Origin of the sequence: Aeromonas ichthyocola, from assembly GCF_046087985.1 — a bacterium.
GTDB lineage: Bacteria > Pseudomonadota > Gammaproteobacteria > Enterobacterales > Aeromonadaceae > Aeromonas > Aeromonas rivipollensis.
Genome location: NZ_JBJSWH010000004.1, coordinates 233,263 through 256,548, shown reverse-complemented (window position 1 = coordinate 256,548; position 23,286 = coordinate 233,263). Strand labels below are relative to the sequence as shown.

General features: G+C 61.0%; 26 protein-coding genes and 1 riboswitch. Of the genes, 7 read left to right on the top strand and 19 right to left on the bottom strand.

Annotation, left to right across the window (positions count from 1 at the left end; genetic code table 11):
- Positions 1-22: 22 nt before the first annotated feature.
- Entirely contained in the window at positions 23-511 is a 489-nt protein-coding gene (locus ACF2JD_RS13660; protein ID WP_393937974.1) for a hypothetical protein, read from the bottom strand.
- On the bottom strand, positions 508-1,170 hold the full coding sequence (locus ACF2JD_RS13655; protein WP_440987615.1) for an SURF1 family cytochrome oxidase biogenesis protein: 663 nt from the start codon (positions 1,168-1,170) through the stop codon (positions 508-510). The genes ACF2JD_RS13660 and ACF2JD_RS13655 overlap by 4 nt, the downstream gene beginning before the upstream one ends.
- Before the next feature lie 81 nt (positions 1,171-1,251).
- On the opposite strand from ACF2JD_RS13655, the gene ACF2JD_RS13650 reads away from it, so the two are divergent.
- Entirely contained in the window at positions 1,252-1,458 is a 207-nt protein-coding gene (locus ACF2JD_RS13650; protein ID WP_111911044.1) for a DUF2909 family protein, read from the top strand.
- A gap of 8 nt (positions 1,459-1,466) precedes the next feature.
- Here ACF2JD_RS13650 and ACF2JD_RS13645 read toward each other — a convergent pair whose 3' ends face one another.
- The 6 genes from ACF2JD_RS13645 to ACF2JD_RS13620 form a co-directional block, all read right to left on the bottom strand.
- On the bottom strand, positions 1,467-2,348 hold the full coding sequence (locus ACF2JD_RS13645) for a cytochrome c oxidase subunit 3 (RefSeq protein WP_408863623.1): 882 nt from the start codon (positions 2,346-2,348) through the stop codon (positions 1,467-1,469).
- A gap of 2 nt (positions 2,349-2,350) precedes the next feature.
- The gene (locus tag ACF2JD_RS13640; RefSeq protein ID WP_025328389.1) at positions 2,351-2,905 is read right to left on the bottom strand and encodes a cytochrome c oxidase assembly protein; all 555 of its coding nucleotides are present in this window, start codon (positions 2,903-2,905) and stop codon (positions 2,351-2,353) included.
- Positions 2,906-2,914: 9 nt separating this feature from the next.
- Positions 2,915-4,501 carry a cytochrome c oxidase subunit I gene (gene ctaD / locus ACF2JD_RS13635; RefSeq protein WP_440987614.1) on the bottom strand — a complete coding sequence of 529 codons (1,587 nt, stop codon included), beginning with the start codon at positions 4,499-4,501 and terminating at the stop codon, positions 2,915-2,917.
- A 9-nt stretch (positions 4,502-4,510) separates the two neighbouring features.
- Positions 4,511-5,671, bottom strand: a complete 1,161-nt coding sequence (gene coxB / locus ACF2JD_RS13630; protein WP_440987613.1) for a cytochrome c oxidase subunit II — start codon at positions 5,669-5,671, stop codon at positions 4,511-4,513.
- Between the two features lie 368 nt (positions 5,672-6,039).
- Positions 6,040-8,112 (bottom strand): tRNA(Met) cytidine acetyltransferase TmcA, encoded by a 2,073-nt coding sequence (locus ACF2JD_RS13625; protein WP_440987612.1) that lies wholly within the window; start codon positions 8,110-8,112, stop codon positions 6,040-6,042.
- Positions 8,109-8,423, bottom strand: coding sequence for an HlyU family transcriptional regulator (locus tag ACF2JD_RS13620; RefSeq protein WP_408837118.1), 315 nt, complete (start codon positions 8,421-8,423; stop codon positions 8,109-8,111). Before ACF2JD_RS13620 ends, ACF2JD_RS13625 begins: the two co-directional genes overlap by 4 nt.
- 139 nt (positions 8,424-8,562) lie before the next feature.
- Here ACF2JD_RS13620 and ACF2JD_RS13615 point away from each other — a divergent pair, with 139 nt between their 5' ends.
- From ACF2JD_RS13615 to ACF2JD_RS13605, 3 genes are all read left to right on the top strand, one after another.
- Positions 8,563-8,769, top strand: a complete 207-nt coding sequence (locus ACF2JD_RS13615) for a bacterioferritin-associated ferredoxin (RefSeq protein WP_440987611.1) — start codon at positions 8,563-8,565, stop codon at positions 8,767-8,769.
- 140 nt (positions 8,770-8,909) lie between these two features.
- On the top strand, positions 8,910-9,389 hold the full coding sequence (gene bfr / locus ACF2JD_RS13610; RefSeq protein WP_205642540.1) for a bacterioferritin: 480 nt from the start codon (positions 8,910-8,912) through the stop codon (positions 9,387-9,389).
- A 315-nt stretch (positions 9,390-9,704) separates the two neighbouring features.
- The gene (locus ACF2JD_RS13605; RefSeq protein WP_162520173.1) at positions 9,705-10,163 is read left to right on the top strand and encodes a methylglyoxal synthase; all 459 of its coding nucleotides are present in this window, start codon (positions 9,705-9,707) and stop codon (positions 10,161-10,163) included.
- A 63-nt stretch (positions 10,164-10,226) separates the two neighbouring features.
- Here ACF2JD_RS13605 and ACF2JD_RS13600 read toward each other — a convergent pair whose 3' ends face one another.
- Entirely contained in the window at positions 10,227-10,814 is a 588-nt protein-coding gene (locus tag ACF2JD_RS13600) for a superinfection exclusion B family protein (RefSeq protein WP_025328396.1), read from the bottom strand.
- A gap of 204 nt (positions 10,815-11,018) precedes the next feature.
- A riboswitch (yybP-ykoY riboswitch) is annotated at positions 11,019-11,126 on the top strand.
- Positions 11,127-11,214: 88 nt separating this feature from the next.
- On the opposite strand from ACF2JD_RS13600, the gene ACF2JD_RS13595 reads away from it, so the two are divergent.
- A complete protein-coding gene (locus tag ACF2JD_RS13595) occupies positions 11,215-12,201 on the top strand; it encodes a sodium:calcium antiporter (RefSeq protein ID WP_440987610.1) in 987 nt (328 codons plus the stop codon).
- A 95-nt stretch (positions 12,202-12,296) separates the two neighbouring features.
- Here the strand turns inward: ACF2JD_RS13595 and ansB are convergent, their stop codons facing one another.
- The 9 genes from ansB to ACF2JD_RS13550 all read right to left on the bottom strand — a co-directional run bounded on the left by ansB (position 12,297) and on the right by ACF2JD_RS13550 (position 20,631).
- On the bottom strand, positions 12,297-13,355 hold the full coding sequence (ansB, locus tag ACF2JD_RS13590) for an L-asparaginase 2 (RefSeq protein ID WP_025328398.1): 1,059 nt from the start codon (positions 13,353-13,355) through the stop codon (positions 12,297-12,299).
- Positions 13,356-13,484: 129 nt separating this feature from the next.
- Positions 13,485-13,679 (bottom strand): heavy-metal-associated domain-containing protein, encoded by a 195-nt coding sequence (locus ACF2JD_RS13585; protein WP_234570078.1) that lies wholly within the window; start codon positions 13,677-13,679, stop codon positions 13,485-13,487.
- 62 nt (positions 13,680-13,741) lie between these two features.
- Complete coding sequence (locus ACF2JD_RS13580) at positions 13,742-14,704, bottom strand: LacI family DNA-binding transcriptional regulator (protein ID WP_106885695.1); 963 nt, start codon at positions 14,702-14,704, stop codon at positions 13,742-13,744.
- A 127-nt stretch (positions 14,705-14,831) separates the two neighbouring features.
- Positions 14,832-15,971 (bottom strand): carbohydrate porin, encoded by a 1,140-nt coding sequence (locus ACF2JD_RS13575; protein ID WP_440987609.1) that lies wholly within the window; start codon positions 15,969-15,971, stop codon positions 14,832-14,834.
- Between the two features lie 226 nt (positions 15,972-16,197).
- Positions 16,198-17,127 (bottom strand): ROK family protein, encoded by a 930-nt coding sequence (locus ACF2JD_RS13570; RefSeq protein ID WP_440987608.1) that lies wholly within the window; start codon positions 17,125-17,127, stop codon positions 16,198-16,200.
- Between the two features lie 11 nt (positions 17,128-17,138).
- Complete coding sequence (chbA, locus tag ACF2JD_RS13565; protein WP_106885692.1) at positions 17,139-17,450, bottom strand: PTS N,N'-diacetylchitobiose transporter subunit IIA; 312 nt, start codon at positions 17,448-17,450, stop codon at positions 17,139-17,141.
- A gap of 69 nt (positions 17,451-17,519) precedes the next feature.
- Positions 17,520-18,905 (bottom strand): family 1 glycosylhydrolase, encoded by a 1,386-nt coding sequence (locus ACF2JD_RS13560; RefSeq protein WP_440987607.1) that lies wholly within the window; start codon positions 18,903-18,905, stop codon positions 17,520-17,522.
- Between the two features lie 54 nt (positions 18,906-18,959).
- Positions 18,960-20,285, bottom strand: coding sequence for a PTS sugar transporter subunit IIC (locus tag ACF2JD_RS13555; RefSeq protein WP_163137568.1), 1,326 nt, complete (start codon positions 20,283-20,285; stop codon positions 18,960-18,962).
- A gap of 40 nt (positions 20,286-20,325) precedes the next feature.
- Positions 20,326-20,631, bottom strand: a complete 306-nt coding sequence (locus tag ACF2JD_RS13550) for a PTS sugar transporter subunit IIB (protein WP_041204936.1) — start codon at positions 20,629-20,631, stop codon at positions 20,326-20,328.
- Between the two features lie 203 nt (positions 20,632-20,834).
- On the opposite strand from ACF2JD_RS13550, the gene ACF2JD_RS13545 reads away from it, so the two are divergent.
- Both ACF2JD_RS13545 and ACF2JD_RS13540 read left to right on the top strand, forming a co-directional pair.
- A complete protein-coding gene (locus tag ACF2JD_RS13545; RefSeq protein WP_440987606.1) occupies positions 20,835-21,926 on the top strand; it encodes a PTS transporter subunit EIIC in 1,092 nt (363 codons plus the stop codon).
- Positions 21,878-22,195, top strand: a complete 318-nt coding sequence (locus tag ACF2JD_RS13540) for a hypothetical protein (RefSeq protein WP_440987605.1) — start codon at positions 21,878-21,880, stop codon at positions 22,193-22,195. The genes ACF2JD_RS13545 and ACF2JD_RS13540 overlap by 49 nt, the downstream gene beginning before the upstream one ends.
- A 132-nt stretch (positions 22,196-22,327) precedes the next feature.
- On the opposite strand, the gene ACF2JD_RS13535 is transcribed toward ACF2JD_RS13540, so the two are convergent.
- Positions 22,328-23,278: an AEC family transporter gene (locus ACF2JD_RS13535; RefSeq protein ID WP_440987604.1), complete on the bottom strand. Its 951-nt coding sequence runs from the start codon at positions 23,276-23,278 to the stop codon at positions 22,328-22,330.
- Positions 23,279-23,286: the final 8 nt, after the last annotated feature.

Sequence of the window (23,286 nt, the reverse complement as noted above, 5' to 3'; positions counted from 1 at the left end):
GATACAGTCCTCAGGTGCGCTTTCATTGCACACCTCGCTGATACTTGAGCAGTTGCTGCAGATCCGACAGCACTGCCTTGCCAAGCAACGGCCACGCCGCCGTGCTGGCCGGTACCTCGTAGCGCAGGATGGCCAGCCCTTGCGAGTCCACCAACATCATATCGCCCGCACGCACAGCTCCGTTCACCCCGCGCGGCGGCGTATCAGTCAGTTGCACCAGATCCAGCTTGTCCAGGTTGCGGCCTAGGGCGCTTTGGATCCGCGACATCAACTCGGGCACCTGTTGACATTGCGCCTCACAGCGCCGGGCGGCCAGATAGACCAGCCGCCATTTGCTCTGATGGGGCGGGAGCGGCTGCAACAGATAGACCTCCTGATCCAACCAGGCCCCCTTGTTGCGGGTACCGGGTTCATACCAGCCCTGCCTCAGGGTCAGCGCAGCCAAAACCACAGGCAGCAGTATCACCAGCGCAAAGAGGACAGGTACCTTACATCTTGACCATGAATTCATGGGGATAACCTCCTTGTCAGCACCAGGCCCCCCACCAGCATCACCAGCGCCAGCCCAAGCCATTGAGCTGCATATGCCCTGTGCTTCTCGGGCGGCATGACATTCGGCTGGTAGTGATGGAGGAAGGGAGTGTGTTTTTGATAAAACACGGCATCGGCGAGGGGCGAGCCGATGATCTCGCTCAGGGCATCCACCCTGATGGACTGCAGCCGGTTAGGATAGGGGCCGGATTCGATGTTCTGACCCAGCAGGATGCCGCCGGGGGCCGTGCGCAGCAAGCCATCGAGTGCCAGAGTGGCCGGAATGACGGGCCTTGGCAGTTGCTGCCTGCTGGCGGGCGCAGGCACCCAGCCCAGATTGACCAGCAGCAAGGGACGGGCATCACCGGCGCGAACCGGTATGATGACGTCATAGCCGATCTCGCCCGCCACCGCCTGGTTGTCCAGCAGCCAGACATGAGGGGACACCCATTCGACCTCCCCTCCCAGTGACAAGCCATCCAGTGATTGAAGATTGCGCCAGTCGATCCGGGCAAGCGTCAGTGGCGCCACCTGCTGCGCCACCGCCATCCGTCCCAGCCAGGCCTCTTTCTCCATCCCGCGCTGCCACTGCCAGAGCGACAGCTTGCACAAACCGGCCGTAACAACCAGAGTGAACATCAGTACGATCCAGCGCCTGTGATGCCATGGTCTCTGCTTATCCCATGTTGCCATGTCACGCATATAACGGAGGGCTCCAACATGTTGATCAAGATAGTGCTGGTACTGATGCTGCTGCTCATCATAGGACAGCTGTTTCATGCCCTCTGGTTGATGATGACCACGGGTCACCCCCAGAAGATGTCGGCCCCGCTGGGGCGCCGGGTGCTCTTTTCACTGCTGGTGGTCGTCATCCTGCTGCTCTCCTTGATGATGGGCTGGCTGGAGCCCAACCCGCGCCCTTACTGATCCCGACTTCAGAGCAGGTAGACGAACACGAAGAGGCAGAGCCAGACCACATCGACGAAGTGCCAGTACCAGGCCGCGGCCTGGAAGGCGAAGTGGCGCTCGGCGGAGAAGTGATCCTTCAGCACTATCCGCAGCCATATGATCAGCAGGAATACAGTCCCCAGGGTGACATGCAAGCCATGGAATCCGGTCAGGATGAAGAAGGTATTGCCGTAGATGCCGGAGTCCAGTCGCAGCCCCAGATCCCGGTACGCATGCAGGTATTCATAGCCTTGCAGCCAGAGGAACGCCAACCCGAGCACTACGGTCACAAGCAGCATTCCCTTGAGACGACTGCGTTTTCCATTTTCCAGGCCGGTATGTGCAAACAGCAGGGTGACGGAGGATGCGAGCAGGATCAGGGTATTGATGAGGGGGATACCGTGCCAGGGCATGGCCTGGGTCGTGGTCCCTCCCGGAGTCTTGACCATGGGCCAGTGCGCGGAGAAATCCGGCCACAGCAACTGGGCCGTCATCGCCTTGTTGCCCGCGCCATCCAGCCAGGGCATGGCAAGCTGGCGGGCATAAAACAGCACCCCGAAGAAGGCCAGGAAGAACATCACCTCGGAGAAGATGAACCAGACCATGCCTTGCCGGAAAGAACGATCCATCTGTGCGCTGTAGAGCCCGGTCATGGACTCCTGGATGATGTGGCGAAACCAGCCAAACAGCATGAAGACCAGCAAGGCAACGCCAGCCATCACCAAATACCGGCCGACCCCGTCCTGCTTGCTCGCCACTTCATTGACCAGATGCCCCGCCCCGAAAGCCAGGAAAAACAAGGCCACCGCCCCTATGATGGGCCAGCGGCTCTGGTCCGGGACATAATACGTCTGGTTCACTTTGGCCATGATTATTTCCTCTGCGCCAGCGTCGGGGCTGGGGTGGACTGAGTGATGTCATAGAGTGAATAGGAGAGCGTTATGGTGTTTATGTTGTCGGGCAAATCGGGGTCGACATAAAACTTGAGAGGCATCAGCTTGCTCTCCCCCGCCTGCAACTCCTGACGGTTGAAGCAAAAGCACTCCACTTTCTTCAAATAGGCGGCGGCGGGACCGGGCGAGACTGACGGCACCGCCTGACCAATCATGGTGCGATCGGTGGGATTGAACACCCGATAATTGACCAGCTTCATTTCACCCGGCCGCACCGACAACCGCGCCGTTTCGCCGCTGAACTGCCACGGCATCTGGGTGTCCGCATGGGCCAGAAACTCGATCTGGATGGTCCGTTTACTGTCGATCACCGCCCGCTCAGCCGTGGCCGGCTGTACTGCAGTCTTGCCGTTGAGGCCGGTGATCCTGCAGAAGACGTCATACAGCGGCACCAGTGCAAAGGCGAACCCGAACATGACAAGCACCACCAGGGCCAGCTTTCTGAGCAGGGGACCGTGATTGACCTGAGCCATATGATCTCCTTACCGCACCTCTGGCGGAGTCTTGAAGCTGTGGTAGGGAGGGGGGGATGAGAGCGTCCACTCCAGCCCCTCCGCCCCTTCCCACACCTGATTGCTCGCCTGCCGTCCTCCCCTGATGCACTTGATCACCCCCCAGACGAACAGCAACTGCGACAGCCCGAAGGCGAAACCGCCGAGACTGATCAGCATGTTGAAGTCGGCAAACTGCAGCGCGTAATCCGGAATGCGACGGGGCATGCCCGCCAGACCGACGAAGTGCATGGGGAAGAAGAGCACATTGACCGAAATGAGCGAGCACCAGAAATGCCACTGCCCGAGTCGCTCGTCATACATGTGCCCCGTCCATTTGGGCAACCAGTAATAAGCGGCGGCCAGGATAGAGAAGACGGCGCCGGTGACCAGCACATAATGGAAATGGGCCACGACAAAATAGGTATCGTGATATTGGAAATCGGCCGGGATCATGGCCAGCATCAACCCCGAGAAGCCGCCTATGGTGAACAGGGTGATGAAGGCGATGGCAAACAACATGGGGGTCTCGAACGTCAGTGATCCCCGCCACATGGTGGCAACCCAGTTGAATACCTTCACCCCGGTCGGCACCGCTATCAGCATGGTGGCGTACATGAAGAACAGCTCGGCGACCACGGGCAGCCCAGTCGTAAACATGTGGTGAGCCCAGACCATGAATGACAGCAAGGCGATGCTGCTGGTGGCATAAACCATGGAGCGATAGCCAAACAGCTGCTTGCGAGAGAAGGTGGGAATGATGCTGGAGACGATGCCAAAGGCCGGCAGTATCATGATGTACACCTCCGGATGGCCAAAGAACCAGAAGATATGCTGGAACAGCACAGGATCCCCGCCCCCGGCCGCATCGAAGAAGCTGGTACCGAAATATTTGTCTGTCAGCACCATGGTCACCGCCGCCGCCAGGACCGGCATGACAGCGATGAGCAGGAAAGCCGTGATGAGCCAGGTCCAGACAAACAACGGCATCTTCATCCAGCCCATGCCCGGCGCCCGCAGGTTGAAGATGGTGACGATGACGTTGATGGCCCCCATGATGGAGGAGATACCCATGATGTGGATGGCAAAGACGAATAGCGCCGTGCTGTTGCCGCTGTATTTGGTGGACAGGGGGGCATAGAAGGTCCAGCCCGAGCTGGGGCCACCGCCCTCCATGAACAGGCTCGACAGCAGGATCAGAAACGCAAACGGCAGGATCCAGAAGCTCCAGTTGTTCATCCGGGGCAGCGCCATGTCCGGGGCCCCGATCATGATGGGGATCAGCCAGTTGGCGAGGCCGGTGAAGGCGGGCATCACGGCGCCAAAGACCATGATGAGGCCATGCACTGTGGTCATCTGGTTGAAGAACAGGGGCTCGACCAGTTGCAGCCCGGGTTGGAACAGCTCGGCCCGAATGACCATGGCCATGGCGCCACCGATGAAGAACATGGTCAGGGCGAACAGCAGATAGAGGGTGCCGATATCTTTGTGATTCGTGGTGTATAGCCAGCGCCTCAGGCCCGATGCAGGTTGGTGGGCGTGCTCGCTGTGCAGGGTATCCGTGATTCCATCACTCATGCTGGCGCCTCACTTGTCCTTGTTTGGATCGACTGGGTTCAGAAGGGACTGCACCTCTGCAGCCTGAATGACATCACCGGTCTTGTTGTCCCAGGCATTGCGCTCGTATGTCACGACGGCGGCGAGTTCCTGGGCCGTCAGCTGCTTGCCGAAGGGCTGCATCGCCGTCCCGCTCTTGCCATGCAGGACTATGTCCAGGTGCTGGGCCCTATGTTCTGGCAGCGTCGCCACCTTGCTGCCCTTGAGGGCCGGGAAGATGCCGGGCAAGCCCGTACCCGCAGGCTGATGGCAGGCGGCGCAATAGCCCAGATAGACCTTCTCCCCCAGCTCCATGGCCTGCGGCAGCGTCATGGTCTGACTGGCCAGGTCTTGCTGCCGGGCCTTGGCTGCCGCCTGATCTGCCGCTGTCTTGGCGATCCAGCCATCGAACTCCCCGGCCGGCTTGGCCACCACCACTATGGGCATGAAGCCGTGGTCTTTGCCGCACAGCTCGGCACACTGCCCCCGGTAGGTGCCAGCCTTTTCGATCCGGGTCCAGGATTCGTTGATGTAACCGGGATTGGCATCTTTCTTCACGGCAAAGGCCGGAACCCACCAGGAGTGAATGACGTCGTCCGAGGTCATCAGGAATCGGATCTTCTTGCCGACGGGCAACACCAGAGGCTGATCCACTTCCAGCAAATAGGTGCCGCTTTTGGGTTCGTCCCCCGAGATCTGCTTCTTGCTGGTCGCCAGCAAGGAGTAAAACGCCACCGGATGCTCGAGGTATTTGTAATGCCATTTCCATTGCGAGCCCGTGATGAGCACGGTCAGGTCGGCTTTGGAGGTGTCCTCCATCTTCAGCAGCGTCGAGGTCGCCGGGGCCGCCATGGCGACCAGGATCAGCACAGGGATGGCGGTCCATAACAGCTCGATGCGGGTGCTCTCGTGGAATTGGGCGGCCTTGGCGCCGCGAGACTTTCGGTGGTGGACTATGGACCAGAGCATGGCCCCGAAGACGATCAGGCCAATGGCGCAGCAAATATAGAAGATCGTCATATGCAGGTCATACACCTGCTGGCTGATGGCGGTCGCCCCGCGCGTCATGTTGAATGTGATGTCGTTGGCGGAAACACTGCTACTGGCGAGCCACACCATCCATGCGCCATGGTTGATTGCATTTTTTCCCACATTGCACTCCCTGTGCACGTTAGAAAAGATGGCAAGCATTGACAGCTTAAAGGCTAACCATCTGAAAATAATGCATTTATTAAACGTTCAGTCACACTCAAGTATTAGTCGATATTCTGAAAAAACCAAAGTGATGCCCGCCGACGAGGGACTCGTCAGAGCAGTTGGCATCCTATCCGGGGTAAACGAGGGGTGTGCTGGCGGCAGCCATTGCCCCATGGCATAACCCAGAACGGCTCAATCACAGGATCCCTCCGGTAGCGAGCAGCCAAAGCGCTCGACAAAAGTGAAGGGGCCACCCGGGCCCCTTGTTCATCTGTGGTGACCAGCCGTGCCTTCTCGCGCCGCCGCGGCCATGTCGTTCGTCGTCAGGCCATGGGCGCCGGTTTGTCCAACAGCCGGGCCAGCAGGCTGCGCAGCTGCTTGATCAGCGCAGGCTTGCCAGCAACACCCAACGTCTTTGCCAACTCGGCCCAGGGCACATACTGCCAGATGGAGGCGATCAGCAGCCGACGCTCGTCGGGAAGCAGTTCATCCAGCACAGTCAACCGACTGGCCAGCCAGCGTTGCAGGCAGGCTTGGCACAGCTCGAACGGTTTGTGATGATGGGCAAAGCACATCAGCTCCTGATACTGGAACTCATCCAGATCGGGCGCTTCTGCGGCCGCGTTTCCTCTCAGGCATAGCCAGACCAGTTCGGGATCCAGCCCCTTGAGCTCTCCTGCCAGCAGGGTCGGCAGCTGGCTCACGAAGCGCCGTCGCCATTGGGCCAGCTCCGAATCGAGCTCTGCTTTCAGCGGTTTGAGCAACAAGGCCGCATGGCTGCCACTGGCTGCATCCCGCTGCAGGCCGATGCGCAATACCGTCAAGCCCCCCTTGAGCCAGAATGGCAGCAGATCGGGACTGGCAGAAAAGGCTGACCCCAGATAGTCGTATCCCTGCGTGCGGTAGTGTGTTTCCAGCTGCGCCAGCAACAGAGAACCCAGTCCCAGGCGATGCAAAGCTGGATGAATGGCGATGCGCATCACCCTGGCATAGGTGCGCTCCCCTGCCGTGATGAAGCCGGCGTGTGCCAGCAGCGACTGGGGCAAGAGATGACCGCGGGGGCGTCTTCGCCCGCCCCAGATGTCATGAGCCAGCGCCGGCGCTATGTTTCCCTCCCGGGCCACCAGGGCAACACCGAGCAACTCTTTATCCTGCTCCAGCAGGTGGATGTCGAGATCCGGGCTCTCCAGCAAATACCGCAGATCACTCGGACTGGTCTGATAATGGGCCAGGACGAGCAGACCGAACACCCGATTGAGCAGAGCCTCATCCCCGGCCAGCGTCTCCTGTTCCAGCCGTCGCCAGCTCGGTGCTTTCGGGGGAGCCGGTGCCACTATGTCGGCATTGAGGCCGAGCAGCCGGAAGATCAGCGGCTCCAGCGGATCATGCCGGCTCCAGCGGATGGGTTCCGCCAGATGCAGCTCCTGCCAATCCGGGGTCTGCCTATCGAGCACCCGCTTGAAGCGCAGATGAAAACCACGCCCCGTCCCCTCATAGCCGTGCTCAGTGGTGGCGAATACGATGCGGCTGTGATGGGCCAGGATGGCTTCCAGCAGCGGGGTCGGAATGGCGGCGGCCTCATCCACCAACAGCAGATCCGCTTGCACATCCCCTTGAGCCGCTCGGTCTGGCGACACATAGGTCAGGCCCGCCAGCCGCTCTGGCGTGTCTGCAAGCGCGGCCGAGGCATGGGCAAAGAGCGTGGCCACAGTCGCCTGGGCGGGTGCCGTCACCACTATCTGCAGGCCGGGATCCTGGCGCAGCAGATCGGCGCTGGCCAGACCCAGCAGCGCACTCTTGCCACGGCCACGATCCGCACTCAGCACCAGCGGACGACGACGATGACCATGCAACACCTTGTGAATGGCTGGCAGCGCACGGGCTTGATCGGTGCTGAGTGGCCGGCTTGCGTCAAGAGGACACCAGGGTTCGCCGCCGACGGGAGGGTTCAAGGAGAGGGCTGGATCCCCTGCCAGCAACCGCACCAAGCGGGCGATAAAACCATGACCCGCCAGCTTGGCATCCTCAGGCTGGGCGACCAGTCGCAGCCTGTCCGGATCCGGGTAGGCTGGCCACGTCTCTCTGGGGGGCGTCAGCAGCAGCAGCAGACCACCGGCGCGCAACGTGCCCGCCAAGGCGCCGAAAGCATCGGGATGAAAGCCGCTGAAGGCGTTGAACACCAGGGTATCGCACTCCTGACCCAGCCGTTGCAGCGCCTTGGCGGCGGGCAGCGGGCCATGGCATGCGGGGCCGTCCCCCAGCCAGAAGACCGCCTCCCCCAGCAAGGGTTCGGCGCGGGTGATGCAATCGGCTTCGAGCCCTTCCAGCCAGATCAGGCGACGCTCACCGGTGCGAGCGAGGGCCTGGCGCAGGAGATCCACCTCGGCTGGGCTCATGAGGCTGAACTGTCGTCCGGCTTCACCCGCGGCTCAAACATGCGCTCCCCCATCTGATCGATGAAGGTATGGGCTTTTTGCACCATGAAACGCTCGGCGTCGGCCGGGTTGGCGAACAGATCGGAGCGGATGAAGCGGTGAGTCTGCAGCACACCATCCACATCCTTGGTGATGCGCCCTGCAAGCCGGAACTGCCCCCCTTCCGCCATGGGTTCGGGATAAATGAGATAGCCGGCGTATTCGGTGGGCGTGACATCGGCTATCTGGGCAGCTTGCCCCTTGAACAGGGCACTGAATAGTTTCTTGAGCATGTTCGTCTCCTCTCTGATGGTTGCATTCTCCTCAAGGGGGGAATCACTGGCAAGCAGGGGATCTTATTACCATTCGTTCTTTGCACTACGAACCATTCTCATTTAGATTTCATCTCATTCCAGCATGAGGTCCACTATTATGTACGTGTGTTTGTGCCGCGGCATCACAGATAACCAGATCCGCAAGGCGGCACAGGCAGGCAAGACCGAGTTCAGACAGCTGAAACAGTCGCTGGAAGTCGGTGCCCAATGTGGCAAGTGCGTGCGCATGGCGATGGAGATCATCGCCACCGAGATCGACAAGATGGAGTCGGAGCAGGCGCCCCTTTATTACGAAGTGGCATGAAGCACCTCTTCCCGGCCCTCACCTCATCGAGCGGATGCTCCCCCTGTCAGGAGAGCCGATTCGCCTTCTTCTTATGGTCATTTTTCTCGACTACGCTCTAGTGATCGGTGCCCTAGGCTCGAACACGAGGAGTAATGTCGATGAAAGGAGATCCCAAAATCATTGCCCACCTCAACAAGGTGCTGGCCAATGAGCTGGTTGCCATCAACCAATATTTCCTGCATGCCCGCATCTACGATGACTGGGGCCTCAAGGGGCTTGGGCACAAGGAATATCATGAGTCCATCGATGAGATGAAACATGCCGACGAGCTGGTCAAGCGGGTGCTGTTTCTGGAAGGACTGCCCAACTTGCAGGATCTGGGCAAGCTGCGTATCGGTGAGACAGTCGAAGAGATGCTGCGCTGCGATCTGTCACTGGAAATGGATGCCATTCCCGACCTGAAAACGGCCATCACCTATGCCGAGTCCGTCCATGATTATGTCAGCCGTGACCTGTTCCAGGATATCCTGGAAGACGAGGAGGAGCACGTCGACTGGCTGGAAACCCAGCTGGACCTCATCGCTCGCATCGGCCTGGAAAACTATCAGCAATCCCAGCTTCATTCCGCATCATCCTGAGTGCGGATGTCATTAAGAGCTGCCCCCAACCCGCCAAGGCGGGTTTTTTCTGGACCACCACCTTGAAGCCCAGGCATGCAATTGAAACATACGGGCATTACTCTCTGCCAGATAGCTGGCCAACCGGGGTGTTTCCCTGAGTCCGCCAACCCCCTTCACGGCACGGGGCGCACCGCCGGATCCGGTGAACGAGGCACAGCCCAAGCCGGATTGAACCATTGCAGTGATCACAGTTACGATGCAGGGCAAAGCAGCGCACGCCGCTTTCGATTAGGATACGGCCCTATTCCCATCACTTTGCTACGGATGATTTCCATGGAACTGATTGCACGTGAGATGGCCCCCCACAAGCGGGTGGCCCTGGTTGCTCACGACAACATGAAGACCCCATTGCTGAACTGGGTGCTGCGCCGCAAGGAGGAGCTCAAGCTCCACCACCTCTATGCGACCGGCACCACGGGTACCCTGCTCGGCAAGAAGGCACAGCTGCCCATCACCTGCCTCTTCTCCGGCCCCATGGGCGGCGATCAGCAGCTCGGCGCCCTGATTGCCGAGGGCAGGATCGACGTGATGATCTTCTTCTGGGATCCCCTCAATGCCGCGGCGCACGATCCGGATGTAAAGGCGCTGCTGCGCCTCGCGGCTGTCTGGAATATCCCGGTCGCCACCAACGAAGCGACGGCGGACTTCATCATGGACAGCCCGCACATGCAGCAGGCATTCAGCGTACAGGTACCCGACTACGCCGGTTATCTCAAGGCAAGAACCGAGTAACCCCAACCAGATAGCAAAGAGCCGGACACAGTCCGGCTCTTTTGTCTGAAGGATGACGACGGCTCAGCGCTGGAAACTCTTCTGAGCGAACTTGGGTCTGGCGTTCATGATCTGCTCCACCTGCTCGTCGCTCATCTTGCCGCGTGACAGCCCCAGCACCTTGTAGGTCAGCAGCGGCCGTGCCGGCAGCGCAATCATCAGGGCGCGGATCTGGTTTTCATCTTCTTTCTCTCGCACCGGCTTGCCATAGGCATAGGTCAGCACCCCAGCATCCATCAGGTTTTTGACGGCAGGCTCGGTGATCGGCAGGTTTATGACGCTTTTCCGTTGCAGCACGAACTCGCGCAGCACCGCCTTCTCGTTGAAGTCGAGGAAGCCTATCATCTGGGCCAGCTGATCCTGTTGACGGCGGGATTGCCACTCGTCACAGGCCCATTCCCAGGCGATCAGGAAACCCTGGCTGCAGAAGTAGGAGATGGCAATCAGCATGCCGACCCCCAGCCAGGCGGCGTGAGCCGTGGCCCACTGGCTGACGGCGCCTTTCATCAGCCCGGCCGGGAACAGCAATATGATGCTGCAGCAGAGCAGCAGCCAGACCATCAGCCAGTTGAGGCGATTCAGCTGGTAAAAATGTTGGATCCACCGTTTCATCGTTCACCCTTCCCAAGTCAATGTGGACAGTAGTCAACTCATAGCAATCCCTGTGCCAAGGCGAGGATCCTGTGGGCGGGATCTGGATCCAGGAGAGCAGAACTGATGGGATGGGTCTGTGGCCAGGTTACATCCCCTTACAAGTTGCCGGGGGGACGAGCCGCCATTTTCCTTGTGGGGCGGCCCATCTCTTGGTAAAAATCCCGCACTGTCATTGGGGAGTAGCAACCCGCCCGAGATCCGGGCAGGGCTCATGTCAACATTCTTGGATCATCAGATCCATGGCATGGGCGGCGATAGCATCTATCGCTCTGCAAGACCTTTGGCCTCGATACGCAAGCCAGCCGGGCGAGCCGTATCGGGTCCATCGGTTGTTCTGCTCGCCTGGCGGTTGCCTATTATGCTGATCACCCTGCTGTTATTTCTGCTCTCTGCCGTCACCATCTACCTGGCCTGCGAATATTTCGTCAACGGTATCGAATGGACCGGCCATCACCTCAAGTTCTCCCAAAGCGCCACCGGCTCCCTGCTGGCGGCCCTCGGCACTGCCTTGCCCGAATGCATAGTTACCCTGACCGCCCTGCTGATGGGGGATGCCCCTGCCCAGCAGCAGATTGGGATAGGCGCCGCCCTCGGTGGTCCCCTGGTGCTCTCCACCATAGGCTATGCCGCCGTCGGCCTGACCCTGCTGCTGTGCATGGGCCCTGAACACAGGGCCATAGATGGCGAGGTGCAGCGAGAGACTGGTCGGGATCAGGCCTGGTTTGTCGCTATCTTCCTGGTGGCGGTGGCCCTCGGCATGGTGGCCTTCACCGGCAAAACCTGGCTGGCCCCGCTGTTCGTGCTGGTGTATCTGGTCTATGTGCGGCGCGAGCTGAAACAGACCGACAGCCACGAGACCCCGTTGCCAGAGCCCCTCAAGCTGGATCCCAAGGCCGGGATCCCGCCCCTTCGCAAGGTGCTGCTGCAGACCCTGGGAGCCCTGGTGGTGGTGGCGCTGGCGGCCCAGCTGTTCGTCCATCAGCTGGAGAGCATGGGCGAGCTGTTTGGCCTCTCCCCCGTGCTGGCGGCCCTGTTGCTGAGCCCGGTGGCGACCGAGATGCCGGAGCTGATGAACGTGCTGATCTGGGTGCGTCAGGGCAAGAACCGGCTGGCGCTGGCCAACATCTCCGGTGCCATGATGATCCAGGGCACCATTCCCAAGGCGTTCTGCCTGCTGTTCACCCCCTGGTTGCTCGACAGCACCATGATGGTCTCCTCCCTGGTGACCCTGCTGGCGGTGATGTTGCTGTGGTGGGGCTTCAGCCGTGGGCGGATGACGGCGGGCAGACTGGCCTGCATAGGTGTGGTGTACCTGGGTTTCTGCGGCTGGCTGATGGTGAGCTGAGGGCGCGCTCTATGTGAAGATGGCGCCATAAGAAAGGGCAGGATCGGATCCTGCCCTTTGTTCATGGGGTTAGGTTCGCGGGTTGAACCCCGGGATCAGAACTGCTGGAACCAGCGCTGGATCTGGGCCGGATCCTTGCTCTGGGTCAGGGAGAGCATCAAGAGGATGCGTGCCTTCTGCGGGTTCAGGGTGCCGGCGGCCACGAAGCCGTACTTGGCGTCATCGATCTCGGCATCCAGGGTGGTGGCGCCGGTTGGCACGCGGGCGGAGCGCACCACCCGGATGCCATCCTCGCTCGCCTTGGCCAGAGTGTCGAACAGGCTGTGGTAGAGGTTGCCGTTACCCACCCCGGCGCTGACGATGCCGTCAAACTTGGCATCCACCATGGCCTTGGCCGGCAGATCGGTGGCATTGGCATAGTTGTAGACGATGCCCACCTGCGGCAGCTTGTCGAGCTTGCTCACGTCGAACGGCGTCTTGCTGGTGTGCAGGCGGGCCGGGCTGCGCTGGTAGTCGATCTTGCCGTTGTGGATGTAGCCGAGCGGGCCGAAGTTGGGGGCGGCGAAGGTCTGCACCCCTGTGGTGTTGGTCTTGGTGACGTCCCGGGCGTCCAGCACAGTGTCGTTCATGGCGACCATGACGCCGCGTCCCTTGGAGCTGGGGTCCGAGGCGGTGACCACGGCGTTGTACAGATTCAGCGGGCCGTCGGCACTCATGGCGGTGGAGGGACGCATGGCACCCACCAGCACCACTGGCTTGTCACTCTTGACGGTGAGGTTGAGGAAGTAGGCGGTCTCTTCCATGGTGTCGGTGCCGTGGGTGATGACGATGCCATCCACGTCATCCTTGGCCAGCAGCTCGTTGACCCGCTTGGCCAGCTTGAGCCACACCTCGTCGTTCATGTCCTGGGAGCCGATCTTGACCACCTGCTCCCCCTGCACCTCGGCCACGTTCTTCATCTCGGGCACGGCGGCGATCAGGGTCTCGATGGCCACCTTGCCTGCCTCGTAGTTGGATTGGGTGGCGGACTGCCCCGCACCGGCTATGGTGCCACCGGTCGCCAGAATATGAACCTGCGGCAGGGCCATGGCCAGGGGGGAGAGGGTCATGCCGAGGACGACGGCGAGCAGGGTCTTGCGGATAGGGTGAGTCATGCTGCAATCCTTTTGGGTTAGTTGACTGCAGCATTTTCATCCACTTTAAATCGTTTTTAAGTGATCACTCTCAACAATAAAAACAAGCAAACAGAATATTGGTCTGAATTTTACCCATATAGGGATAAATCACTCCGCACTGAATCCCTGGGCTTCGATCAGCGCGATCAACTCGCCCTTGCTCAGTTCGCTCTCGATAACGGCCTTGCGGCTGCCAAAATCGACCCGGGCCTGGCTGACAGCGCTCTGGGCCAGCAGCGCCTTCTGCAGGCTGGCGGCGCAGCCACCGCAGGACATGCCGGAGACGGTGAGTTCTATGGTCATGGGATCTCTCCTCTGTGGATGTGTTCCCAGCCTAAAGCTGACGCCCGCGGCAAGGTCAAGCCCTAGCGGGCCACCACGGATTCACGCACCACCAGGCGTCCCTGGAATTTCTGCTGCTCATCGGCCGGTCGCAGACTCTGCGCCAGCTGTGCTTGCAACACCCGCACACTCTCCTGGGCCAGCCGCTCACTCGGGTATTCGATGCAGGTCAGCGGTGGGGTCAACTGGCTCGCCAGGGAGGAGCCTTCCAGGCTGATGACGGAGACATCCTGAGGGATATGGAGGTTGAACTCGCGCAACAGCCGCATGGCGTCGGCAGCCTGGGCATCTTGCTGCACCACCAGCGCGGTGAAGGGCAGGTAGCGATTGAGCAAGCCGAGCAGCGCCTGCTGGTTGTCGGTACCGTCGATCACCAGCTGGCTGTTATAGGGCAGGGATTGCTGCTGAAGTGCCTGCTGATAACCCTGGATGGCGCTCTTTCCGGCTGGGGACAGTTTGTCATCCAGCATCAGCACCAGCTGGCGATGACCCTTGCCGAGCAGGAAGCGACAGGCGCTCTCGGTGGCAAAGGTCAGGTCATAGCTGAGATTGAGGTTGCCGGTGTCGCTCACCCCATCGAGCTGAATGAGGCGCGGGTCCGGATTCAGAGGCTGTTTGGTACCGAGCACCAGGACGCCATCACAACGCCCTCCCAGCAGTTCATCGACCGCCAGCTGCTGTTGCTGCGCCTCGTCGGCAAAGCGCACCAGCATGCTCTTGCCCGTCTTGGCCAACGCCCCTTCCAGCAGCGGCAGCATGCTGGCCAGACGATTGCCAAGCTGGGGGGAGAGGATGATGCCCACACAATCCGTCGCCTGGGTCGCCAGGGAGCGGGCCGTGGCATTGGGTCGGAAATTCAGCTGTTCGGCGGCTTGCAGCACGGCCAACCGACTCTCTTCACGCACGCCGCGCGAGCCGCTCAGGACGCGGGAAACGGTGGCTTTAGACACATTCGCGAGGCGCGACACATCGGTAATATTGGCCATGGCTTCATCAACGGTAACCGGTTAACAGGCCTCCATCCTAGCACAGGCCAGCGACCTCCGGTAAGGGCCGGCAGCCTGACCAATGGAAAAGGGGGGCCCTTGCCCCCCTCTACCAACCTGGCTTCCATCAGAAGAAATATTTGAAACGCACCCGGCCACCGTAGCGATCCATGTTGTCCACCTCGCCGCTGTCGACATTCAGCTGGGACCAATAAGCTCCCAGATAGATATCGAAGTTGCTGAGGTCCAGCACGCTCGGGATTTTGTAGGAGGCGTAGACGGTGTTGATGCTGTGCTTGCCGACCATCTTGCTGAAGTCGGCGCTGGTGTTGTTCAGATTGGCGCTGCTGATGTCGTTGATGGCGTAGACATAGCCCAGGCCGGCATTGTGCCAGAGCAGGTTGGCGCCCAGGGTGGTATCGGTTTCAGCCTCGGCATCCATGCGGGCCAGGTTGGCATTGATGACCAGGGCATCCTGGGTCCAGCTGGTGGTGAGGCCATAACCCATGCGATCGGACACCGAGACGTTGTCGCTGGTGACGATGGCGTCGCTGATCACGTTGCCCTCGGCCCCCAGGGCGACCTTGAGGTTCTCCCCCTTCCAGGCGATGACGGGACGCACGATGATGGAGTCTTTGGCCTTGGTCAGCGCATAGCCGTGGTATTGCTGGCCTGCAAACAGATTGGTGCGATCTCCGATCAGGGTGGAGAGCTCCAGATACCAGTTGCCCGCCTCCTTGTTGAGCAGCAGCTGACCCCCCTTGCCTGCCCGGCCACGACCCTCCTTGAGCATGTAGACATAGCCATTGCCATCTGAGTAGAGGTCGTTGGCGCTGTCACCGGAATGCTCGACAAAGATGTCCTGACCCAGCGGGAACATGTCGTAGGCCTCGAAACGGCCGACCTTCATCCCCCAGTTGCTGCGCTGGCCGAAACCCAGATACGCATCATCGGCACCAGCACCACCATTGGTGCCTATGGTGGGCTGGATCTGGATCTGGCCATAGCGACCATCTTCCAGCTCCCGTACCCCGAGGAAGTTCAGCAGCAGGCGACCATCCTCGTCCCAGCGATCGGTGCGGGTCTCGCTGGTTTGACCCAGCACGTTGCCACGGGTGGTATTGGACGCGTTCAGGTTGATCTCCGCATCGCCCCCCAGGCTCAGGCGCCCGAAGTCAGTGTTGGTCTCCACCACGGCGCTGGCCATGAAAGGGGTGCTCAGGGCCAGGATGGCAAGGAGCTGGGCGGACAGGTTTGTCAGTTTCATTATTATCATTCCTTGAGTTTTATGTTTTTGATATACAAGCACTTATTTATCTGTCTCCCCGAAAGGAGGACAAATTCGGGCATGCCTTTCCCCCATCGCGACGCAATGTGGGGCAAGGGGCATGGATCAAATCAGGTGGGGGACTAGGGCCCGAGGCAGTGTCTCAGCCTCTTACAGGCATAGCCCGCCGGGGCAGGCGAGTCGGCGCTCTCTCCTCGGCCAAGGCTCAGATGGCCCATGTGGTGGCTCCTTCGACGCAGCTCGGCAGCCAGGCGGCGCCGCGTACCCCGCTGCTGTCCCCGTAGCGGGCAGGCACTATGGGGGTGAGGCACTGCGCCGAGAACAGGTAGGGAATCACTGCCGCGGGCAGATCACGATAGAGGGAGGCGATGTTGGAGAGGCCGCCCCCCAGTACGATGACATCCGGGTCCAGCACATTGATCAGGCTGGCGACGCTGCGGGCCAGGGCCTGGATGAAGTGGTCATAGTGGACCTCGGCCTCCAGATCCCCCTCGGCGGCGGCCGTGATGATCCCAAGCGGCGACAGCCCGCGGCCATGGCGCTCCACGAAACGGCCGGCAAACCCAGTCCCGGAGACGAACCGCTCGATGCAGTTGCTGCGCCCGCAGTAACAGGGCTGGGTTGGGCCATCAAGCGCCGGATCGTAGCCGGGCAAGGGGTTGTGTCCCCACTCCCCGGTGATGGCGTTGGGACCGACGATGAGCTGGCGATTGACCACCAAGCCGCCACCACAGCCGGTGCCGAGGATGATGCCAAACACCACCCTGCCCGCCTCTCCCGCCCCGTCGACGGCCTCCGACAGGGCGAAACAGTCGGCGTCATTGGCGAGCCAGACCGGCTGGCCCAGGGCCCGGGTCAAGTCTTGCTTGAGGTCCTGTCTGTTGAGAAACAGACAGTTGGCATTCTTGATGCGACCCGTCAGCGGGTCGATTGCCCCGGGCAGCCCGATGCCGATGGTGAAGGCGCTGTCCATCGCCTGCCGTATTTCCCTCACCAGATCTGTGATGGCCGCCAGGAAATCGCCGTACCCCGTGGTCGGGGTCGCGATCCGTCTGCGCAGCAGGCTGACGCCCTGGCCATCGAGCAGTTGAGCCTCGATCTTGGTTCCCCCGATGTCGAGTCCGAGTCGCAACATGATCGTCTTCCTCAGGCAGCCAGCTTGCGATGCAGCTCGATGAGCTCGGTGACCAGCTCCCGGGCCAACATGGCGGTCATCAGGTGATCCTGGGCGTGGACCAGGATCAGCGTGACCGGGATCTTGCCCTCCCCTTCATCCGCCTCGATCAGCCTGGTCTGCACCCCGTGGGCCGCATTGGCTGCCTCGGCGGCCTGACGAAGCAGATCGTCAGCTTCCGCAAACTGGCCGGCCCTGGCCTGGCGCAGCGCCTCGAAACAGAGGCTACGGCTCATGCCGGCATTGATGATAAGACCCATGACGGTCTCTTCCAGATCGAACATACACACTCCTTGGTGATGGGCGCCGGCCCTGGGGCTGGCGCTCTTTATAGGGGTCAAGTGACGGAATAATCAGTCGAAGCCATTCTCACGGGCGGCGGTGGCAAACCACTGGCCGCTCTTCTTGATGCGCCGGGTCTGGCTCTCCAGCTCCAGCTCGATGAAGCCATAACGGTTCTTGTAGGCATTGCTCCACGACCAGTTGTCGATGAAGGTCCAGAGGTGATAGCCCCGGCACTGACAGCCCTCCGACAGCCCCTTGTGCAGCCAGATGAGGTGATCCCGGATGAAGCCGATGCGGTAGTCATCCTGGATCTGGCCATCCTCTCCCTTGAACCTGGCCTCCCCCTCCACCCCCATGCCGTTCTCGGAGATGTAGCTCGGGATGTTGCCGTAGTGGTCGCGCAGGTTGACCAGGATGTCGTAGATCCCCTGCTCGTAGATCTCCCAGCCCCGGTGCGGGTTCATCTTGCGGCCCGGCATCTCGTAGTAGTCGAAGAACCACTCCGGCATGAAGGGGCTGGCGGGATTGACCGCGTGGCTGCGCGCCTTGACCCGGCGCGGCTGGTAGTAGTTGACCCCCAGCAGGTCGATCTTGCCGGCCGCCAGCAGGGCGGCATCGCCCGGCTCGCAGGCCGGCAGCTGATCGTATTCCCGCAGCAGCTCGACCAGCTCGGCGGGGTATTCCCCCTTGACCGCCGGATCCAGGAAGCTGCGGTTGAACATCAGATCCGCAATGTTGGCCGCCTTCAGATCCGCCGGGTGTTGCGAGCGCGGATAGGAAGGGGTCAGATTCAGGATGATGCCGATCTGACCATCCTGACCGAGCTCCCGGTAACGCTGCACCGCCATGGCGTGAGCCAGCATGGTGTGATAGGCCACGGTGGCGGCGCGGCGAAAGTCCACCACGTTCGGATAGTGGAAGTCGTAGAGGTAACCCCCCTCCACCGGCACTATGGGTTCGTTGAAGGTGAACCAGTGTCTGACCTTGCTCCCGAACAGCCTGAAGCAGGTCTCGGCAAACTCGGCGTAAGCCTCAATCACTTCCCGGCTTTCCCAGCCCCCCAGCGCCTGCATGCTCATGGGCATGTCGAAGTGGAACAGGCAGATGAAGGGCTCTATCCCCTCGGCCTTGAGCTCGTCGAGCATGGCGTCGTAGAAGGCGACGGCCTGTGGGTTGGGCTCTCCCCGGCCAGCCGGGATCAGCCTGGACCAGGCGATGGAGGTGCGGAAGCTGTTGTGACCAAGCTGCTTCAGCAGACGGATGTCATCGCGAAAATGCTCATAAAAACCTGAGGTCTGCGCCGGCCCTATCTGCTGATGGAAACGGTTGGGGGACTGCTCGAACCAGTGATCCCAGATGGTTGGGGCCTTGCCGCCCTGGAGGCTGGCGCCTTCGGCCTGGGCGGCGGAGGAGGCGCTGCCCCACCAGAACTGTTCAGGAAAACGGTATTGCATCTCGTGTTACTCCAAGCTTGAAAAAAGAGGCCGCCAGGCGGCCCCGGCAGGCAATCAACGGGTGGCGGCGGCCAGCTCCGGCGTTTTAGGACTCTCTTCCTGCTCTTCCTGTTTGAGCAGGGTGCGCTCATAGGCTTTCAGGAAGGGGTAATACATGGCAGCGGCGGAGCACATGCAGAGCAGGCTCAGCACCATGGGGCTGATGGCCCAGTTGGCCGCCCAGGAGGCGCCGATGGGGCCAGGGGTGGTCCAGGGAGTGAGAGAGACAACCCGCTCCACCAGACCTATATCCAGGGCAAACCAGGCCAGAGTGGCGTTGATCATGGGTACCAGGATGAAAGGCAGGAAGAACACCGGATTCATCACTATGGGCGCACCGAACAGGATGGGTTCGTTGATGTTGAACAGGCCAGGCACCACGCCCATCTTGCCGATGGATCTCAGGTGGGCGGCCTTGCTGCGCAGCAGCAGGAAGGCCAGCGGCAGGGTGGAGCCGACGCCACCGATCAACAGGTAGTGATCCCAGAAGCCCTGCAGGAAGATGTGGGGCAGCGCCTCACCCGCCGCCATGGCGGCCTGGTTGTTGGCCAGATTGGCCATCCAGAACGGGTTCATGATGCCGGTGACAATCAGGGCACCGTGGATCCCCGCGAACCAGAGCACCTGGCATACCAGCACCGCCAGCAACATGGCAGGCAGGGAATCGGAGGCCGCCACCAGCGGCTTGACCAGAGACATGATGGCCTCCGGCAAAATCATGCCGGTGGTGCTCTCCAGGATCAGGTTGAGCGGGTGCAGGGTCAGGATGATCACCAGCACCGGAACCAGCACCTCGAAGGAGCGGGCGACCCCCGTCGGGACCTGGGGCGGCAACTTGATGGTGATGTTGTTGCGCTTGAGGAAGGCATAGACCTCGGCCGCATAGATGGCGGTGATCAGGGCCGTGAAGATCCCCTGACCGGAGAAATACTGCATGGAGATGGCACCATCCTTGACGGGGGCGGCCACCAGCATGAAGGACATCAGGCAGAGCAGGCCTGTGGTGACGGGGTCCAGACCGTTCTGCCGCGCCAGGCTGGCGCCTATTCCCACCGAGATGAACAGGGTCATCAGCCCCATGCTCAACTGGAAGGGCAGCAGCAACTGGGACTGATAGGTCGACGAGAAGTCGAGCCAGGCACGGGCAAATCCCCATTGGGTCTGGGGTGAGAAGGGGGGAAAGATGAACACCAGCATGAAGCTGCCGACGATCATGAAGGGCAAGGCGGCGATGAAGCCGTCACGGATCGCCTGCACGTATTTCTGCTGGCCGATCCGGCCGGCCAGCGGGCTGACCCGGTTCTCTATGGTACTGACAAAGCGCTCGTAAAGGGTGTTCATGAAGGTTTCCTTGTGACATTCACTGATTGGGGTCTGCACATCAGCCGATCAGGGTGAGGGCGTGGTCGAGGACCTTGTCACCCCGTTGCATGCCGTAATCCATCATGTTGATGGTGTCGACAGGCACGCCATGAGCCGCCGCTCGCTGCTGCAGCTCGGCCTGCATGTATTTGACCTGGGGCCCCAGCAGCACCACCTGGTAGTGGGGCATCTGCAGATCGAACTCTGCCGCACCGAAGGCCTGTATCTCGGCGTCCAATCCCCGCTTGTCCGCCTCCTCTTTCATCTTCTTGACCAGCAGGCTGGTGGACATGCCGGAAGAGCAGCACAACATGATTTTTTTCATTTCCCGATTCTCCAGACGTTCATAACGGATGGCGCATTCTGGATCGAATGGATTTGCTTTGGAAACCGGTTTCCAAAGCAAATCCATTGATGTGTGAGAAGGATCGGCTTTTTCCGGTTCAAGAGGTCGGGAAGTGTGAGCGAGGTAATGAAATGGCAAAATGGTCGAGGATATTACGGAAACAAAACCACAAAGCCGTCAAAATGGCGCCCAAGCCCCGTGATGACAAGGGGTATCAGGATGACAAGGAACCGAATAACGTGATGAATCTGCAATGGATGGCAATGCTGGTCGGCATGATAGAGCAGCGCATGGTACCGTTTGCCAACTGGCTTACCCGCAGTCGCCATGTGCTCTCCTTGCGCGATGGTTTTCAGCTGGCCATGCCCTTCGTCATCGTCGGCAGCCTGCTGGTCCCCATCCTCTATCCTCCCATCGCCCCCGACACGCCGCACGCCTTCGGACAGTGGCTGCACTGGCTGGCGCGGGCACTGCATCCTTTCCTGTTTCCCGTCTACTCCCACACCCTGGGGTTGGTGGCGCTGATCATCGCCTTCGGTGCGGCGTCCAGCCTCGCCAAGGCATACGAAATGCCGGAGCGCCTGTGCGGCCTGGGGGGCTGCATGGCCTTCCTGATGCTGATCGACTTTCGCTCGCTGCAACCCGGGGTGTTTGGCTATCTGGGGGGGGCCGGGATCTTCACGGCCTTGCTGATGGCGTTCTACTCGGTGGAGGTGACCCGGTTCTTCTATCGCCGGGGCTGGTACATCCAGATGCCGGACGAGGTGCCGGTGATGACGAGGCGGGGCTTTCAGCTGATAGTGCCGCTGCTGTTCATCATGCTGTCGCTGAGCCTGCTGCGGCTCTGGTTGAAGCAGCAGTTCGGGATCAGTCTGCCGGACTTCATGGCCGCCCTGTTCCGGCCCCTGATCGTGGGGGCCGACACCCTGCCCGCCCTGCTGATCACCCTGCTGATCGCCCATCTGCTCTGGTTCATGGGGATCCACGGCGCCCTGATAGTGACCGGATTGCTGTCACCCTTCTGGATGGCCGGGGTGAGCGCCAACCAGGCCGCGCTGATGGCGGGAGAGCCCCTGCCCCATATTTTCCTGCAAGGGTTCTGGGACTACTACCTGTTGATCGGGGGGATTGGGACTACCTTGCCACTGGTGTTCATGGCCATGCGCAGTCGCTCTCACTCGATTCAGTCGGTGGGCATCCTCAACAGCTGGGTTTCATACCCTCGATGTTCAACATCAATGAGCCGCTGCTGTTCGGTTTTCCCATCATCATGAATCCGCTGTTCTTCCTGCCCTTCATCGGCGTCCCCCTGATCAACGCCGTGCTCGCCTGGCAGCTGACCCAGTGGGGGTTTCTCGACAAGTTCATCGCCCTGCTGCCCTGGTCAATGCCCTCACCGCTCGGTGCCGCCTGGGCGGCCAACGGCAGTTGGAGCAATGGCCTGATGAGCCTGGTCTGCATCCTCAACAGCTATGTGCTCTACCGCCCCTTCTTCCTGGCCCATGAAAAAATGGTGCTGGAGCAGGAGCGTGAACGCAGCTGAGAGCCGGGGCTCGAACGATAAGCTGTCCAACCCCCAGGTCAGTGGTGACGAGCGAACCCAGGGGGATAGCGGCCATGATGTTCACCGCCAATGCGCGCCCCATGGCTGGGGCCAACACATCCCGATAACCCCTTACCCCATCAACCCCAGATAGTTCATCAGGGCCGCCCCCAGGCTGGTGGTCACCAGGGAACCCAGGGTGGTGGTGGCGATGATGTTCGCCGCCAAGGCGCTGTCGCCCCCCATGGCGCGGGTCATCACATAGCTGGCGGCCGCGGTCGGGGTGGAGCTGATGAGGAAGAGGATGCCGAGGGCCTGGGGACTGAAACCAAGCGCCCAGGCCCCCAGCACCAGCAGCACGGGAATGCAGAACAGGCGGTTGGCGGTGGCCCAACCGGTCAGCATGGCGCCGCCGCGCAGGGCCTTGAGGTTGAGGCTGGCGCCGGTGCAGAGCAGCGCCAGCGGCAGTGTCATGCTGGCGAAGTAGTTGCCCGTGGTGATCACCAGCTGGGGCAGCTCTATGCCGAGCAGGCCGAACGGCAGGGCCGCCAGTATGGCGATGATGAGGGGGTTTCTGACGATCCCCTTGAGGATGGGCTTGAGCCCTTTTCCGCCCCCCAGGCTGCGGGTCAGGGTGATCACCGCGAGTATGTTGTAGAGCACAGTGATGGAGCCCACCTGCAGGGCGGCGGCGCCTATGCCCTCGGGGCCGTAGGCGTTCTGCACATAGGCCAGCCCCATGATCCCCATGTTGCCGCGAAAGCTGCCCTGCACGAAGATGCCGCGCTGGGCGCGCGCCGGGATGAAGCGAGCCGCCAGCAGCTCGAGCACCAGGAAACCGGCCAAAGTGCCTAACAGGCCGTAGAGGATGAGCCAGGGGCTCGGCATGGTGGAAAAGTCGGTGCGCACCATGCTGAGGAACAGCAAGGCAGGCAAGGTGACCTGAAACACCAGCCGGGAGGCGGACTCGACGAAACTGTCGGGCAAGAGACCGAGCCGCTTGAGCCAGATCCCGAGCACCAGTACCAGGCAGATGGGGCCAGTGATGGAGAGGGAGAAGTGCAGACTTGCCAACAGATCCATGATGCGCG